We start from the raw sequence: 14,340 nt of genomic DNA, 5'->3' as shown, positions 1-14,340 counted from the left end.
GCCTCCCGAACGTCTTGGTCCCACTTCCGTCCCGAATGCCTATCATCCGCCGCAGCGCTCTGGTCGAACACGCCGCAACGCGCATGTTCGATCTGGTCAACGACGTCGCCGCCTATCCGCGCCGGTTCGCCTGGTGCGATGCGGCGCATATCCTCGAGCAGAACGACCGCATCCTGGTCGCGCGGCTGGACCTGGGGTTGGGTTCGTTCCGCACCTGGTTCACCACCGAGAACAGCCTGCAGCGCCCGGATCGCATCGATATGCAGCTGCGCGACGGCCCGTTCAAGCGCCTGCAGGGGCAGTGGACCTTCCAGGGTTTCAACGACCATGCCAGCAAGGTCAGCCTGATGCTCGACTTCGAACCGGCCTCGCGCCTGCTGGGGCCGGCGCTGGCGCTGGGCTTCCAGAGCCTGGCCGATCGCATGGTCAACGACTTCGTGCGCGTGGCCGACCGGGAACAGGCCTAGCCGCCATGCAGATCGAGGTGGTGCTGGCCTGGCCGGAGCGCTTCGTGTCGCAGCGGCTGGATCTGCCGGAAGGCGCGACCGTGGCCGATGCGCTGGCCGCCGTTGCGTTGCACGGAGCGACGCCCGGTATGCCGTGCGCGGTCTACGGCGAAGTCGCCGCACCGACGCGGCTGTTGCAGGACGGCGACCGGGTGGAACTGCTCAGGCCGCTGCTGATCGACCCCAAGGACGCCAGGCGACGCCGCGCCAAGCCGCGCTGAGCGGCGGGGCGTGACGCGGCCACCGGCTCATTCGCCGCGGCGCTGCTTCTTCTTGTCCTTGGCCAGGTTGCGGCCGAACTGGCGCACGCTGTTCTTGGCCAGCTCTTCGTCCTGATCCGGGAAGTAGTCGCCTTCCCAGCGGGTGACCATGTCGTTGTCGAAGAACACGACGAAGTTCTTGATCTCGGTATGGCCGACGCGATCGATCCGCTCGGTGGAAGTGTAGTCCCAGCGCTGCGCGTGGAACGGATCCGGAATCGAGGGGCTGCCCAGCAGCGCGCTGACCTGCTGCTTGCTTTGCCCGACCTTGAGCTGCTCCACGGCCGACGGCTTGATCAGATTGCCCTGGTAGATGGGCTGCTTGTAAATGATGCCGCAGCCAGCGGTGGACAGGGCAACAGCGGCGACCAGCAGGAGATTGCGCATCGGGGACATGGCTGAATGAAATCACGTCGATGATACACTCCCGGCGACCGCCGCGACCCATTCCCAGGCAGCTGGCGATAAACCAGCTATGAACGGAGACGCCATGGAATCCCACGATCTGCGCAAAGTCGGCCTGAAGGTCACGCACCCCCGGATGCGCATCCTCGAGCTGCTGGAGCAGAAATCGGCGCGGCACCACATGACCGCCGAGGAGATCTACCGGCAACTGCTGGACCACGGCGACGAGATCGGCCTGGCCACCGTGTACCGCGTGCTGACCCAGTTCGAGGCGGCCGGGCTGGTGCTCAAGCACAACTTCGAGGGCGGCCAGGCGGTGTATGAACTGGATCGCGGCGGCCACCACGACCACATGGTGGACGTGGACACCGGCAAGATCATCGAGTTCGAAAGCGCGGAGATCGAGGAATTGCAGCGCAAGATCGCCGCCGATCACGGCTACGAGCTGGAAGAGCACTCCCTGGTGCTGTACGTGCGCAGCAAGCGGCCTGGCGGCAAGAAGGGCTGAGGCTTCTCCCTTCTCCCGCCGGGAGAAGGTGCCCCGCAGGGGCGGATGAGGGTGTGGGGTGTCGCCGTGTGGATCACGTCAGCGGGTTGCTCTGCGCCTGACCCTCACCCCAACCCCTCTCCCGGTGGGAGAGGGGCTTTGATGCTTTCAGTGACCTGCGGCGCTTGGTCAGGGTCGCACGGCCAGGTGCTGGCAGCGCTGCCCGATCGCCAGCCGTTCAGCCCGCGCTGAGCAGCAGGCGCTTGGCCGCGGCGCGGGCTTCCTTGCTGACCTCGACCCCGCCCAGCATCCGTGCCAGTTCTTCCTCGCGCTGGCGTGGGGCCAGCAGTTCCACCGAGCTCTGGGTCATGCCCTCCACCGGTGCCTTGCTGACCCGGTAGTGGGCGTGGCCCTGCGCGGCGACCTGCGGCAGGTGGGTCACGCACAGCACCTGGCGCTGCTCGCCGAGCGCGCGCAGCTTCTTGCCGACGATGTCGGCGACGGCGCCGCCGATGCCCGAGTCCACTTCGTCGAAGACCATGGTCGGCACCGCGTCCAGGCCCAGCGCGGCGACCTCGATCGCCAGCGAGATGCGCGACAGTTCGCCACCGGAGGCGACCTTGCGCAGGGCGCGCGGCGGCTGCCCGGCGTTGGCGGCGACCAGGAACTCGACCCGCTCGGCGCCGGCCGGGTCCGGCCGCTCCGTCTCGTGCGGTTCCAACTGGATCAGGAAGCGACCGCCGCCCATGCCCAGTTCGCCGATCAGCGCGGTGGTGTCGTGCGAGAGCGCCTGCGCGCCGCGGTCGCGGGTGGCGGTCAGGGCGGCCGCGGCGTCGCGCCAGGCCTGGGTGGCCTGGGCGATCTCGGCGTCGAGCACGTTCAGCCGCTCGCCGGCGCCGCGCAGGCTCTCCACTTCGGCCAGCAGGGCGTCGCGGTGCCCGGCCAGCGCGTCCACCCCGATCCGGTGCTTGCGCGCCAGGTCGTGCAGGCGGCCCAGCTTGCGTTCCATCTCATCGAACTGCGCCGGGTCGGCATCCAGGTCATCGCGGACCCGGTCGATCAGCGCCAGCGCTTCCTCCAGCTGGATGCCGGCGCTGTCGATCAGCGCCTGCACCTCGGCCAGGCGCGGGTCGTACTCGCCGACCTTGCCGAGTTCGTGGCGGGTCTGCTGCAGCAGGTCCAACACCGCCGGCGCCTCGTCGCCGTTGAGCCGCTGCGCCGCGCCTTCGCAGGCGCCGATCAGCGCGGCGGCGTGGGCCTGGCGGCGGTGGTTGGCGTCCAGGGCGGCGATCGCCGCCGGGTCTAGGTCCTCGCGCTGCAGTTCGGCCAACTGGTGCTGCAGGAAACCGATGCGGTCGCTGACGTCACCCTGCGCCAGCAGGGTCTCGCGCTCGCTGAGCAGGCCCTGCCAGCGGGCGGCGGCGGCGCGCACCGCGGCGCGTTCGGCCTCGTTGCGGGCGTAGGCGTCGAGCAGGCCGAGCTGGCTGCCGCGCGAGAGCAGGGCCTGGTGTTCGTGCTGGCCATGGATCTCGACCAGGTGGCCGGCCAGCTCGGCCAGTTGCGACAGGGTCACCGGGCGGCCGTTGATCCAGGCGCGGGAGCCGCCGTCGGCGCGGATCACCCGGCGCAGCTGGCAGTGTTCGTCGTCGTCGAGTTCGTTCTCGCGCAGCCAGGCGCGGGCCTGGTCGGGGGGCACGAACTCGGCCGACAGTTCGGCGCGGTCGGCGCCGTGGCGGACCACGCCGCTGTCGGCACGCAGCCCGGACAGGAAGCCGAGCGCGTCCACCATCAGCGACTTGCCGGCGCCGGTTTCGCCGGACACCACGGTCATGCCGTGGCCGAATTCCAGTTCGGTGCCGCGTACGACGGCGAAATCCTTGATCGAGAGATGTCTGAGCATGGGGTCTGCATCCGGAGCCGCGCAACGCTAGCATGCGCGGGTAGGTGGGCCAATGACTTGCCAAGCCGGCGTGCAGACATTATCTAAGGACCAGTCTCACGGGTTGATTCCATGCGCGCCTCCCCGGTCCATTCCAGCCTCGATCCGCGTGCCCGGCAGCTGCTGCGCACGCTGATCTCGCGCTATATCCGCGACGGCGAGCCGGTCGGCTCGCAGACCTTGGCCCGGCATGCCGGGCTGGATGTGAGCCCGGCGACGATCCGCAACATCCTGGCCGACCTGGAGGACGCCGGGCTGCTGAGCTCGCCGCACACCTCGGCCGGACGCGTGCCCACCGCCACCGGCTATCGCGTATTCGTCGACAGCCTGGTGCAGATGCGCCCGCCGGCCGAGGGCGAGGTGGCGCGGCTGCGCGCGGAGATGGCCAATGCCGCCGGCACCCAGGCCTTGCTGGGCAGCGCCTCGGAGCTGTTGTCGGCGATGACCCACTTCGTCGGCGTGGTCAGCGCGCCCAAGCGCGAGCAGTTCGCGTTTCGGCACATCGACTTCGTGCCGCTGGATGCGCGGCGGGTGCTGGCGATCCTGGTGTTCGCCGACAACGAGGTGCAGAACCGGGTCATCGAGCCGCGCAAGGCCTACGAGCCGGGCGAGCTGGAGCGGGTGGCCAACTATCTGAACCGGCATTTCGCCGGGCGCGCCCTGGCCGACATCCGCGCCAGCCTGCTGCGCGATCTGCGCCACGCGCGCGACGAGATGGAGCAGCTGCTGGCGCACAGCGTCGAGCTGGCCGAGCAGGCGCTGGCCCCTGCCGGCGACGACATGGTGCTGGCCGGGCAGACCAAGCTGATGGGCGTGCAGGACCTGTCGGACCTGGAGCGGCTGCGCGAACTGTTCGAGGTCTTCGCCAGCAAGCGCGAGATCCTGCAACTGCTCGAACGCACCATCCGCGCGCCGGGCGTGCGCATCTTCATCGGCGAGGAGACCGGCATGGTGCCGCTGGAGAGCGTGTCGCTGGTGACCGCTCCGTACATGGCCGGCGGCCAGGTGCTGGGCGTGCTGGGCGTGATCGGCCCCAAGCGCATGGACTACGACCGGGTCATCCCCCTGGTCCAGACCGCCGCCGACGTCCTCGGCGCCCGCCTGGACCCGTCCCCGCCCAGCGACCGCTGAGCCAGCACTAGCAAAGCGCCGCCGCGCCCGGGCGAATCCCCAATCCCGAATCCCGAATCCCCGCTTTTCAGCAGCCGAATGGCTGATCATCCCGGCCTCACTTGAATCCGCCCGCACCGCCCACATAGGTGGTCCGGTAAGGCGGGACGTACCCCGCCAGGGACCCGGACATGACGCAAGAGCACCCTGAATTCGATTCCGAACACCTGACCGAGGCGCAGCAGCCCTCGACCGATCCGCTGCAGGCGGAGATCGAGACGCTGCGCAGCGAACTGGCCCTGGTCAAGGCCGACGCCCTGCGCGAGCGGGCCGACCTGGAGAACCAGCGCAAGCGCATCGCCCGCGACGTGGAGCAGGCGCGCAAGTTCGCCAACGAGCGCCTGCTCGGCGACCTGTTGCCGGTGTTCGACAGTCTGGATGCGGGGCTGAGCGCGGCCGGCAGCGAGCCCAGCCCGCTGCGCGACGGCCTGGAGCTGACCTACAAGCAGTTGCTCAAGGTCGCCGCCGACAACGGCCTGACCCTGCTCGACCCGACCGGCGAGCCGTTCAACCCGGAGCATCACCAGGCGATCAGCCAGGCCGAGGCCGAGGGCGTGGCGCCGGGGCACGTGATCCAGGTGTTCCAGAAGGGCTACCTGCTCAACGACCGCCTGCTGCGGCCCGCCCTGGTGGTGGTGGCCAAGCACGACTGAGCGCCGGCCGCCGCGCCTGAACCCGGCGCGGCAGCCGTGGAACGCTAATTTGCGGCGATGGCTTGAATGACCCGCAGCCATCCCTATATCCGAACCAGATCCCGGCACTGGCCGGCTACACGACCTTTCAGGAGTCATTGCAATGGGCAAGATCATCGGCATCGACCTGGGCACGACCAACTCGTGCGTGGCGATCATGGACGGCGGCAAGGCCCGCGTCATCGAGAATTCCGAGGGTGACCGCACCACGCCTTCGATCGTCGCCTACACCAAGGACGGCGAAGTGCTGGTGGGCGCCTCGGCCAAGCGCCAGGCCGTCACCAACCCCAAGAACACCTTCTACGCGGTCAAGCGCCTGATCGGCCGCAAGTTCACCGACGCCGAAGTCCAGAAGGACATCGGCCTGGTGCCGTACAGCATCGTCCAGCACGACAACGGCGACGCCTGGGTGGCCACCGCCGACGGGCGCAAGCTGGCCTCGCAGGAAATCTCCGCGCAGGTGCTGGAGAAGATGAAGAAGACCGCCGAGGCGTTCCTGGGCGAGACCGTCACCGAGGCGGTCATCACCGTGCCGGCGTACTTCAACGACAGCCAGCGCCAGGCGACCAAGGACGCCGGCCGCATCGCCGGCCTGGACGTCAAGCGCATCATCAACGAGCCGACCGCGGCGGCGTTGGCCTACGGCCTGGACAAGGGCCAGGGCGGCGACCGCAAGATCGCCGTGTACGACCTGGGCGGCGGCACCTTCGACGTGTCGATCATCGAGATCGCCAACGTCGACGGTGAGAAGCAGTTCGAAGTGCTGGCCACCAACGGCGACACCTTCTTGGGCGGCGAAGACTTCGACAAGCGCGTCATCGACTACCTCGTCGAAGAGTTCAACAAGGACCAGGGCATCGACCTGCGCAAGGATCCGCTGGCGCTGCAGCGCCTGAAGGATGCCGCCGAGCGCGCCAAGATCGAGCTGTCGTCCTCGCAGCAGACCGAAGTCAACCTGCCGTACGTCACCGCCGACGCGTCGGGCCCGAAGCACCTCAACATCAAGCTGACCCGGGCCAAGCTCGAGGCGCTGGTGGAGGACCTGGTCAAGCGCACCATCGATCCGTGCCGCACCGCGCTGAACGACGCCGGCCTGCGCGCCAGCGACATCACCGAGGTGATCCTGGTCGGTGGCCAGACCCGCATGCCGAAGGTGCAGCAGGCGGTGGCCGAGTTCTTCGGCAAGGAGCCGCGCAAGGACGTCAACCCCGACGAGGCCGTGGCGCTGGGCGCGGCGATCCAGGGCGGCGTGCTGGCCGGCGACGTCAAGGACGTGCTGCTGCTCGACGTGACCCCGCTGAGCCTGGGCATCGAGACCCTGGGCGGCGTGTTCACCAAGATCATCGAGAAGAACACCACCATCCCGACCAAGGCCTCGCAGGTGTTCTCCACCGCCGAGGACAACCAGTCGGCGGTGACCGTGCACGTGCTGCAGGGCGAGCGCGAACAGGCCCGCTTCAACAAGTCGCTGGCCAAGTTCGACCTGTCCGGCATCGAGCCGGCGCCGCGCGGCCTGCCGCAGGTGGAGGTGTCCTTCGACATCGACGCCAACGGCATCCTGCACGTGTCGGCCAAGGACAAGAAGACCAACAAGGAACAGAAGGTCGAGATCAAGGCCGGTTCCGGCCTGTCGGACGACGAGATCCAGCGGATGGTCGCCGACGCGGAAGCCAACCGCGAGGAAGACAAGAAGTTCCACGAGCTGGTGCAGGCGCGCAACCAGGCCGACGGCCTGATCCACGCCACCCGCAGCGCGATCACCGAGCACGGCAGCAAGGTCGGCGGCGACGTGATCGGCAAGGTCGAGTCGGCGCTGGCGGACCTGGAAACCGCGATGAAGGGCGACGACAAGGGCCAGATCGAGGCCAAGACCAAGGCGCTGGAAGAGGCCGGTCAGTCGCTGTACGCGGCCGCGGCGGCGGGCGAGCAGCAGCCGGGCGGCAACGCCGGCGGCGCGCATGCCTCCTCGGCCTCGTCCGACGACGTGGTCGACGCCGAGTTCACCGAGGTCAAGGACGACAAGAAGTAAGCCGGGATTGGGGATTTGGGATTGGGGATTCGCGGAGGCCTTGGCCTGTTGGTTCCCACTCCCATCCCTGTCCATCAAGTTTGTAAAAGCGGAAGAGCTGACGCTCTCCGCTTTTGCATTGAACGAATCCCGACTCCCGAATCCCCAATCCCCGCCCTATGAGCAAACGCGACTATTACGAAGTGCTGGGTGTGGCCCGCACCGCCAGCGACGACGAGCTGAAGAAGGCCTATCGCCGTTGCGCGATGAAGTACCACCCGGACCGCAATCCCGGCGACCACGCCGCCGAGGCCGCGTTCAAGGAATGCAAGGAAGCCTATGAGGTGCTCTCCGACGGCAACCGCCGGCGCATGTACGACGCGCACGGCCACGCCGCGTTCGAGCACGGCATGGGCGGGATGGGCGGCGGCCCTGGCGGCCCGGACATGGGCGATATCTTCGGCGACATCTTCGGCAACATCTTCGGTGGCGCCGGCGGTGGCGGGCGTGCGCCGCGGCGTGGTGCCGACATCGGCTACGTGCTGGAGCTGGACCTGGAAGAAGCGGTGGCCGGCATCGAGCGCCGCATCGAGATTCCGACTCTGAGCGAGTGCGAGCACTGCCACGGCAGCGGCTCGGCGGATGGCAAGGTCGAGACCTGCGGCACCTGCCACGGGCGCGGCCAGGTGCGCATCCAGCGCGGCATCTTCGCCATGCAGCAGACCTGCCCGCATTGCGCCGGTCGCGGCCAGATCGTGCAGAACCCGTGCGGCGAGTGCCATGGCGCCGGGCGTGTGGAAGAGACCAAGGTGCTGTCGGTGAAGATCCCCGCCGGCGTCGACAACGGTGACCGCATCCGCCTGTCGGGCGAGGGCGAGGCCGGTCCCGCCGGTACCCCGCCTGGCGATCTGTACGTGGAAGTGCGGGTGCGCGAGCATCCGATCTTCCAGCGCGACGGCGACGACCTGCACTGCGAGGTGCCGATCCGCATCTCGCAGGCGGCGCTGGGCGACACCGTGCGCGTGGCGACCCTGGGCGGCGAGGCGGAGATCCGCATCCCGGCCGAGACCCAGACCGGCAAGCTGTTCCGCCTGCGCGGCAAGGGCGTGCGCTCGGTGCGCAGCCGCAGCGAAGGCGACCTGTACTGCCGCGTGGTGGTGGAGACCCCGATCAACCTCACCGCCGACCAGCGCAAGCTGCTGGAGCAGTTCGAATCCACCTTCACCGGCGAGGATGCGCGCAAGCATTCGCCGAAGTCGGCGACCTTCATCGATGGGGTGAAGGGCTTCTGGGACCGGATGACGTCGTGACGTGAGCCGGGATTAGGGATTCGGGATTAGGGATGACCAGTCTGCGGCTGTTGAGAGCCGGGATTCGTGATATTTCCGGTGTTGTTCGCCACCGCAACGCTCTTTGTGGGAGGGGCTTCAGCCCCGACGCTTTACTGTCAAAGCGTCGCGGCTGAAGCCGCTCCTACAAGTGGAATGTTTCGCCGCTGAGCCCAGTGGGAAGTAGAAATTCTTGATTCCGGATGCGTGGACTTCTTCGAGCATCCTGACTCCATGTTGTGTAGGAGCGGCTTCAGCCGCGACGCTTTCTCGTCGGAGCGTCGCAGCTGAGGCCGTTGTTGCTTAAAGCCATGCAACGCACCGGCACGCGCGCATCCGGGTGCCCTTGCGCCGGCGCTACACTACGGCGATGAACGCTTCCGCCGACAACGCCACCGAAAGTCATCTCATCCATGGCCGCCGCCAGCGGCCCGACGGACCGGTGCCGGTCGACGTCATTTCCGTGCAGTCGCAACTCGTCTATGGCCACGCCGGCAACAGTGCGGCGGTGCCGCCGTTGCGCGCGCTGGGCCTGCGCGTGGCCGAGATCCCGACCACCTTGCTGAGCAATGCGCCGTTCTATGCCACGCTGCGCGGCAAGGTGCTGCCGTCGGACTGGTTCGCCGATCTGCTGCTCGGCGCCAGTGAACGTGGCCTGCCGCAGCGTGCGCGCATGTTGGTGTCCGGCTATTTCGGCAGCGTCGGCAATGGCGCCGCCTTCGCCGACTGGCTCGACGCCACGCTGCCGCAGTGCCCGACGCTGCGCTACTGCCTGGATCCGGTGATCGGCGATACGCACACCGGCCCGTACGTGGAGCCGGGCCTGGAGGCGATCTTCGCCGAGCGCCTGTTGCCGCACGCGTGGCTGGTGACGCCGAATGCGTTCGAGCTCGGTCGCCTGACCGGCATGCCGGCACTGGTGCAGGACGACGCGATCGCCGCAGCACGCGTGTTGCTGGGGCGCGGTCCGGAATGGGTGCTTGCGCACAGCGTCGGCGGCGATGCCGGGCAACTGGTGACGCTGGCGGTGAGCCGCGAGGCGGTCTACCGCTGGTGCTCGCCATTGCTGCCGGTGGATGTCGCCGGCACCGGCGATGTGCTGATGGCGCTGCTGGTGGCCTTCCTGCTGCGCGGCGACAGCTTCGAGGCGGCGATCGGCCGCGCCATCGCCGGCGTGCACGCGGCGCTGGAGGCGACCCTGGCCGCGGACGTGGAAGAACTGGACGTGCTGGCGGCGGCGCCGGCTGCGCTGGCCACGCCGCTGCGCTTCGTCGCCGAGCGCCTGGCGTGAGCCTGCGCCCGGTCGTCGGCATCGTCGGCAGTGCCGGCGCCTATGGTCGCTGGCTGAGCCGCTTCTTCCGCGAGCGCATGCAGTTGCAGGTGATCGGCCACGATCCGGCCGACCCGCAGTCGCTGGCGCCGGAGGCGCTGCTGCAGCAGGCGCAGGTGCTGATCTTCTCCGCGCCGATCCGGCACACGCCGGCGTTGATCGGCGAGTACGTGCGGCGCGCCGGCGGCCGCGAGCGCGACCAGCTCTGGCTGGACGTCACCTCGGTCAAGGCCGCGCCGGTGGCGGCGATGCTGGCCTCGCGGGCGGAAGTGGCCGGGCTGCATCCGATGACCGCGCCGCCCAAGTCGCCCACGCTCAAGGGCCGCGTGCTGGTGGTGTGCGAGGCGCGTGTGGCGAAGTGGCAGCCCTGGCTGCACACCATGTGCGCCGCGCTGGAAGGCGAGTGCGTCCACACCACGCCCGCGCACCACGACCAGGTGATGGCGCTGGTGCAGGCCATGGTCCACGCCACGCACCTGGCCCAGGCCGGCGTGCTGCGCGAACATGCGCCGGCGCTGGGGCCGTTGCAGGCCCTGCTGCCGTACCGCTCGGCCTCGTTCGAACTGGATACCGCGATCATCGCGCGCATCCTGGCCCTGAATCCGGCCATCTACGAAGACATCCAGTTCGGCAATCCGCATGTGGGCGATGTGCTGGACGGGCTGATCGCGCAGCTGTCGCGGCTGCGCGACCAGGTCGGTCGCGGCGACGATGCTGCGCGCGCGCAGTTCCGCGCCGAGTTCCTCGACGCCAACCGGCAGGCCTTGGGCGAGGCGGCGATCGCCCAGGGCAACTACAGCTACGAGCGCATCGGTTATCTGCTGGCCGATCTGACCGAGCAGTCCACGCTCAGCGTCTACCTGCCGGAGGACCGCGCCGGCTCGCTGCGCGCGCTGTTGCACGTGTTCGAGCGCCATGGGGTGAATCTCGCTTCGATCCATTCCTCGCGCACGCAGGCGGGCGAATTGCATTTCCGGCTCGGCTTCGACCCGGCCAGCGATGCGAGGGCGGTGCGCGGCGCGGCGGCGGAGATCGATGCCAGTGGGATCGGGCGGGTGCTGGCGGGGTGAATTGCATCGCACGCCGTCGCGGCTGAAGCCGCTCCTACAGGAACTTGCGGCGAGTGGGCTGGGGCATTGTGGGATGGACTTCAGTCCCGACGCGGTGCGCCATCGGAACGCGCGCCGCTTCGCTCGTCGCGGCTGAAGCCGCTCCTACGAAAGCACGCAACACCCGTCGTAGGAGCGGCTTCAGCCGCGACCGTGCAACTCGCCAGACGCGTGCACGGGAACCACCAACGCCTGCCGCAATTCATCCACAGCGCATGTGGATGGCCACTGCGCAAACATGTGGATAACTGTCGGCGCGCCTTGCGGGGCAAGCCTGTCAAGCCGGGTGGCGAAAAATTCACCAGCTTGCCGCCAGCACCGCGAACGCCATTGGCGATGACACGGTACGGCGGCACACTGGGGTGGCGACGCTAGACCGCGGTCAGGGTCAACTCGCCGCCGGTGGTGACGAACTGCTGGCCGCGGCGGATCAGCTTGCGGCCGTCGGCCAGTTCGTAGCGCAGTCCGCTGTCGGCGTGCGGGTCGTGCTGCGCCTGCTGCTGGCGCGGCGCATCGTCCTGGAACTCGGTGATCAGATAGGCCTCGCCGTCGGGACCGAGGGCGGGCAATTGGCGAAAGGACATCGGAAGCCTCCTGTCGAACGCTGCATCGAATGCGGGACGCCGGAGCGGCGGCCGCGGGCGCGCGGCCGCAGCGCAGACGCGGTCCGACCGTAGTCCCGCTGTCGTTAGCTCGGCGTGCTCAGTCGATGAATTGCAGGCGAGCGAGTTCGGCGTACAGCCCGTCCTGCGCCAGCAGCTCCGCATGGGTGCCCTGGGCGACGATGCGGCCATGGTCCATCACCACGATGCGGTCGGCCTTCAGCACGGTGGCCAGGCGATGCGCGATCACCAGGGTGGTACGCCCGGCCATCAGCCGCTCCAGCGCCTGCTGCACGGCGTGTTCGCTCTGCGCGTCCAGGGCGCTGGTGGCCTCGTCCAGCAGCAGGACCGGCGCGTCCTTGAGCAGGGCGCGGGCGATGGCGATGCGCTGTTGCTGGCCGCCGGACAGGCGCGCGCCGCGTTCGCCCAGTTCGCTGGCATAGCCGTCGGGCAATCGCCGCAGAAACGCGTCGGCTTCGGCCGCGCGCGCGGCGGCCTCGACCTCGGCCTCGCTGGCCTCGAGCCGGCCGTAGCGGATGTTGTCGGCGGCGCTGGCGGCGAACAGGGTCGGGTGCTGCGGCACCAGTCCGATCGCCGCGCGCAGTTGCGACGGGTCCAGCGTGCGCAGGTCCAGGCCGTCCACCTGCACGCTGCCCGATTGCGGATCGTGGAAGCGCATCAACAGTGCCAGCACCGTACTCTTGCCGGCGCCGGAGGGGCCGACCAGGGCCACGCTCTCGCCGGGCCGCACGTGCAGGTCGAAGCCGTCCAGCGCCGGCTGATCGGGGCGCTGCGGATAGCGGAAGCTGACGTTGTCGAAGCGCACCTCGCCGCGCAGCGGCTGCGGCAGCGCGCGCGGTTGGGCCGGGGCGACGATCTCGGGACGTTCCTGGAACAGTTCGGCGATGCGGCCCATGCCGCCGGCCGCGCGCTGCAGGTCGTTCCAGACTTCGGCCAGCGAGGCCACCGAACCGCCGCCGAACATCGCGTACAGCAAAAACTGGCCGAGCGCGCCCGCACTGAGTTCGTGGGCGGCGACCTCGTGCGCGCCCAACCACAGCACCAGCACGATGGCGCCGAAGACCAACACGATGGCCGCGGCCGTGATCAGCGCCTGCGCGCGGACCCGGCGCCGCGCCACCGCCACGGTCTGCGCCAGCGCCTCGCCGAAGCGGCCGCGTTCGTAGCCTTCGCGCGCGTACGCCTGCACCGTGCGCACCGCGCCCAGGGTCTCGGCGGCCAGGGTGTTGGCGTCGGCGACGCGGTCCTGGCTGGCGCGCGAGATCTTTTGCAGGCGCCGCGCACCGAGCACGATCGGCAGCACCGCCACCGGAATGCCGAGCAGGGTGTAGGCGGCCAGGTGCGGGCTGGTCACGCACAGCATCACCACGCTGCCGACCGCGGTCACCGTGCTGCGCAGCGCCACCGACATGGTGCTGCCGATGACCCCGCGCAGCAGTTCGCTGTCGGCCGACAGGCGCGAGACCAGTTCGCCGCTGCGGTTGCGGTCGTGGAAACCGGCATGCAGGCCGATCAGATGCGTGTACAGACGTTCGCGCAGGTCGGCGACCACCTTCTCGCCGAGCAGCGACACGAAGTAGAAGCGCGTGGCGGTGGCCACCGCCAGCACCACCGCGACCGCGAACAACAGGGCGAACGACTGGTTGATGAGGCCGACGTCCTCGAAGCCGTGGTCGATCATCTGCCGGACCGCGACCGGCAGGCTCAGCGTGGCACTGGAGGAGATCGCCAGCGCCACCAGCCAGGCGATCAGCAGCCCGCGCCGGCGACGCACGAACGGCCACAGGGTGCGCAGGCTGCCGAGTCTGCGCAGCGACTTGGCCTGGTCGGCCGAGGGGGTGTTCATGCGGGGGCGGGTTCCGAACAGCGGACCCGATTGCGAGTGGCGTCGCGCAGGCGGGTTTTCAAGGCGTCGACGCGATCGCGGGGCAGGCGCAGGCGCAGTTCGGCGCCGCCGGCATCGAAGCGTTCATCGAGTTTTTCTGCGGCGCAGGCGCTCAGCGCGGCATACACCGCGCCCAGGTCGTCGAAGCCGCAGTGCAGGGTCAGCAGGCTCAAGGCCAGCAATGGTTGCCGCGGTGCCAGACGCAGGCATTCGGCCGCGCTGCCGCCATAGGCGCGGACCAGGCCGCCGGCGCCGAGCTTGATGCCGCCGTACCAGCGCGTGACCACCACCACCACGCGGTCGAAGCCCTGGCCGTCGATCGCCGCCAGGATCGGCCGGCCGGCAGTGCCGGCGGGCTCGCCGTCGTCGCTGGAGCGGTATTCGTCGCCATGGCGGTAGGCCCAGCAATTGTGGGTGGCGTCGGCCACCATCACCTGCTGCACGAACGCCAGCGCCGCGCCGGCGTCGGCGATCGGCGCGGCGTGGGCAATGAAGCGGCTGTGCTTGATCTCCACGCTGTGGCTGACGGGGTGCGGGAGCGTGTCGGGCATCGGCGGCATTGTAGACGAGGTGCGGCCTCGGCCCGCCGTGGCGGTCG

At 69.2% G+C, this 14,340-nt stretch carries 14 protein-coding genes; 9 read left to right on the top strand and 5 right to left on the bottom strand.

Going from position 1 to position 14,340, the window contains the following annotated elements; all coding sequences use genetic code 11:
• Positions 1-35: 35 nt before the first annotated feature.
• Positions 36-467: a ubiquinone-binding protein gene (locus RAB71_RS12720; protein ID WP_010344269.1), complete on the top strand. Its 432-nt coding sequence runs from the start codon at positions 36-38 to the stop codon at positions 465-467.
• A 5-nt stretch (positions 468-472) separates the two neighbouring features.
• Positions 473-727 (top strand): RnfH family protein, encoded by a 255-nt coding sequence (locus RAB71_RS12715; protein ID WP_010344268.1) that lies wholly within the window; start codon positions 473-475, stop codon positions 725-727.
• 27 nt (positions 728-754) lie between these two features.
• Here the strand turns inward: RAB71_RS12715 and bamE are convergent, their stop codons facing one another.
• Positions 755-1,153, bottom strand: coding sequence for an outer membrane protein assembly factor BamE (gene bamE / locus RAB71_RS12710; RefSeq protein ID WP_010344267.1), 399 nt, complete (start codon positions 1,151-1,153; stop codon positions 755-757).
• Between the two features lie 103 nt (positions 1,154-1,256).
• Here bamE and fur point away from each other — a divergent pair, with 103 nt between their 5' ends.
• A complete protein-coding gene (gene fur, locus RAB71_RS12705; protein WP_010344266.1) occupies positions 1,257-1,679 on the top strand; it encodes a ferric iron uptake transcriptional regulator in 423 nt (140 codons plus the stop codon).
• A gap of 217 nt (positions 1,680-1,896) precedes the next feature.
• Here the strand turns inward: fur and recN are convergent, their stop codons facing one another.
• Complete coding sequence (gene recN, locus RAB71_RS12700) at positions 1,897-3,558, bottom strand: DNA repair protein RecN (RefSeq protein WP_010344265.1); 1,662 nt, start codon at positions 3,556-3,558, stop codon at positions 1,897-1,899.
• 111 nt (positions 3,559-3,669) lie between these two features.
• On the opposite strand from recN, the gene hrcA reads away from it, so the two are divergent.
• The 6 genes from hrcA to RAB71_RS12670 all read left to right on the top strand — a co-directional run bounded on the left by hrcA (position 3,670) and on the right by RAB71_RS12670 (position 11,195).
• Positions 3,670-4,728 (top strand): heat-inducible transcriptional repressor HrcA, encoded by a 1,059-nt coding sequence (gene hrcA, locus RAB71_RS12695; RefSeq protein ID WP_010344264.1) that lies wholly within the window; start codon positions 3,670-3,672, stop codon positions 4,726-4,728.
• Positions 4,729-4,898: 170 nt separating this feature from the next.
• On the top strand, positions 4,899-5,420 hold the full coding sequence (gene grpE / locus RAB71_RS12690; RefSeq protein ID WP_010344263.1) for a nucleotide exchange factor GrpE: 522 nt from the start codon (positions 4,899-4,901) through the stop codon (positions 5,418-5,420).
• Positions 5,421-5,562: 142 nt separating this feature from the next.
• Complete coding sequence (gene dnaK / locus RAB71_RS12685) at positions 5,563-7,488, top strand: molecular chaperone DnaK (RefSeq protein WP_010344262.1); 1,926 nt, start codon at positions 5,563-5,565, stop codon at positions 7,486-7,488.
• A gap of 158 nt (positions 7,489-7,646) precedes the next feature.
• Complete coding sequence (dnaJ, locus tag RAB71_RS12680; protein ID WP_010344260.1) at positions 7,647-8,777, top strand: molecular chaperone DnaJ; 1,131 nt, start codon at positions 7,647-7,649, stop codon at positions 8,775-8,777.
• Between the two features lie 388 nt (positions 8,778-9,165).
• Positions 9,166-10,086 (top strand): pyridoxal kinase, encoded by a 921-nt coding sequence (gene pdxY, locus RAB71_RS12675; protein ID WP_010344259.1) that lies wholly within the window; start codon positions 9,166-9,168, stop codon positions 10,084-10,086.
• Entirely contained in the window at positions 10,083-11,195 is a 1,113-nt protein-coding gene (locus RAB71_RS12670) for a prephenate dehydrogenase (RefSeq protein WP_010344258.1), read from the top strand. Before pdxY ends, RAB71_RS12670 begins: the two co-directional genes overlap by 4 nt.
• 410 nt (positions 11,196-11,605) lie before the next feature.
• Here RAB71_RS12670 and RAB71_RS12665 read toward each other — a convergent pair whose 3' ends face one another.
• From RAB71_RS12665 to RAB71_RS12655, 3 genes are all read right to left on the bottom strand, one after another.
• Positions 11,606-11,818 carry a hypothetical protein gene (locus RAB71_RS12665; RefSeq protein WP_010344257.1) on the bottom strand — a complete coding sequence of 71 codons (213 nt, stop codon included), beginning with the start codon at positions 11,816-11,818 and terminating at the stop codon, positions 11,606-11,608.
• A 118-nt stretch (positions 11,819-11,936) separates the two neighbouring features.
• A complete protein-coding gene (locus tag RAB71_RS12660; protein WP_010344256.1) occupies positions 11,937-13,703 on the bottom strand; it encodes an ABC transporter transmembrane domain-containing protein in 1,767 nt (588 codons plus the stop codon).
• Positions 13,700-14,293 (bottom strand): YigZ family protein, encoded by a 594-nt coding sequence (locus RAB71_RS12655; protein ID WP_029562284.1) that lies wholly within the window; start codon positions 14,291-14,293, stop codon positions 13,700-13,702. The genes RAB71_RS12660 and RAB71_RS12655 overlap by 4 nt, the downstream gene beginning before the upstream one ends.
• Between the last annotated feature and the right edge of the window lie 47 nt (positions 14,294-14,340).

The organism is Xanthomonas sacchari (genome assembly GCF_040529065.1).
In the GTDB taxonomy this organism is placed as follows: Bacteria; Pseudomonadota; Gammaproteobacteria; order Xanthomonadales; family Xanthomonadaceae; genus Xanthomonas_A; species Xanthomonas_A sacchari.
This window is presented reverse-complemented; position numbering and strand designations above follow the sequence as displayed.

Excerpts from the sequence above, each read along its gene's own strand:
- RAB71_RS12720 (WP_010344269.1), top strand. The coding sequence starts at position 36 with ATGCCTATCATCCGCCGCAGCGCTCTGGTCGAACACGCCGCAACGCGC.
- RAB71_RS12715 (WP_010344268.1), top strand. The coding sequence starts at position 473 with ATGCAGATCGAGGTGGTGCTGGCCTGGCCGGAGCGCTTCGTGTCGCAG.
- bamE (WP_010344267.1), bottom strand. The coding sequence starts at position 1,153 with ATGCGCAATCTCCTGCTGGTCGCCGCTGTTGCCCTGTCCACCGCTGGC.
- fur (WP_010344266.1), top strand. The coding sequence starts at position 1,257 with ATGGAATCCCACGATCTGCGCAAAGTCGGCCTGAAGGTCACGCACCCC.
- recN (WP_010344265.1), bottom strand. The coding sequence starts at position 3,558 with ATGCTCAGACATCTCTCGATCAAGGATTTCGCCGTCGTACGCGGCACC.
- hrcA (WP_010344264.1), top strand. The coding sequence starts at position 3,670 with ATGCGCGCCTCCCCGGTCCATTCCAGCCTCGATCCGCGTGCCCGGCAG.
- grpE (WP_010344263.1), top strand. The coding sequence starts at position 4,899 with ATGACGCAAGAGCACCCTGAATTCGATTCCGAACACCTGACCGAGGCG.
- dnaK (WP_010344262.1), top strand. The coding sequence starts at position 5,563 with ATGGGCAAGATCATCGGCATCGACCTGGGCACGACCAACTCGTGCGTG.
- dnaJ (WP_010344260.1), top strand. The coding sequence starts at position 7,647 with ATGAGCAAACGCGACTATTACGAAGTGCTGGGTGTGGCCCGCACCGCC.
- pdxY (WP_010344259.1), top strand. The coding sequence starts at position 9,166 with ATGAACGCTTCCGCCGACAACGCCACCGAAAGTCATCTCATCCATGGC.
- RAB71_RS12665 (WP_010344257.1), bottom strand. The coding sequence starts at position 11,818 with ATGTCCTTTCGCCAATTGCCCGCCCTCGGTCCCGACGGCGAGGCCTAT.
- RAB71_RS12660 (WP_010344256.1), bottom strand. The coding sequence starts at position 13,703 with ATGAACACCCCCTCGGCCGACCAGGCCAAGTCGCTGCGCAGACTCGGC.
- RAB71_RS12655 (WP_029562284.1), bottom strand. The coding sequence starts at position 14,293 with ATGCCCGACACGCTCCCGCACCCCGTCAGCCACAGCGTGGAGATCAAG.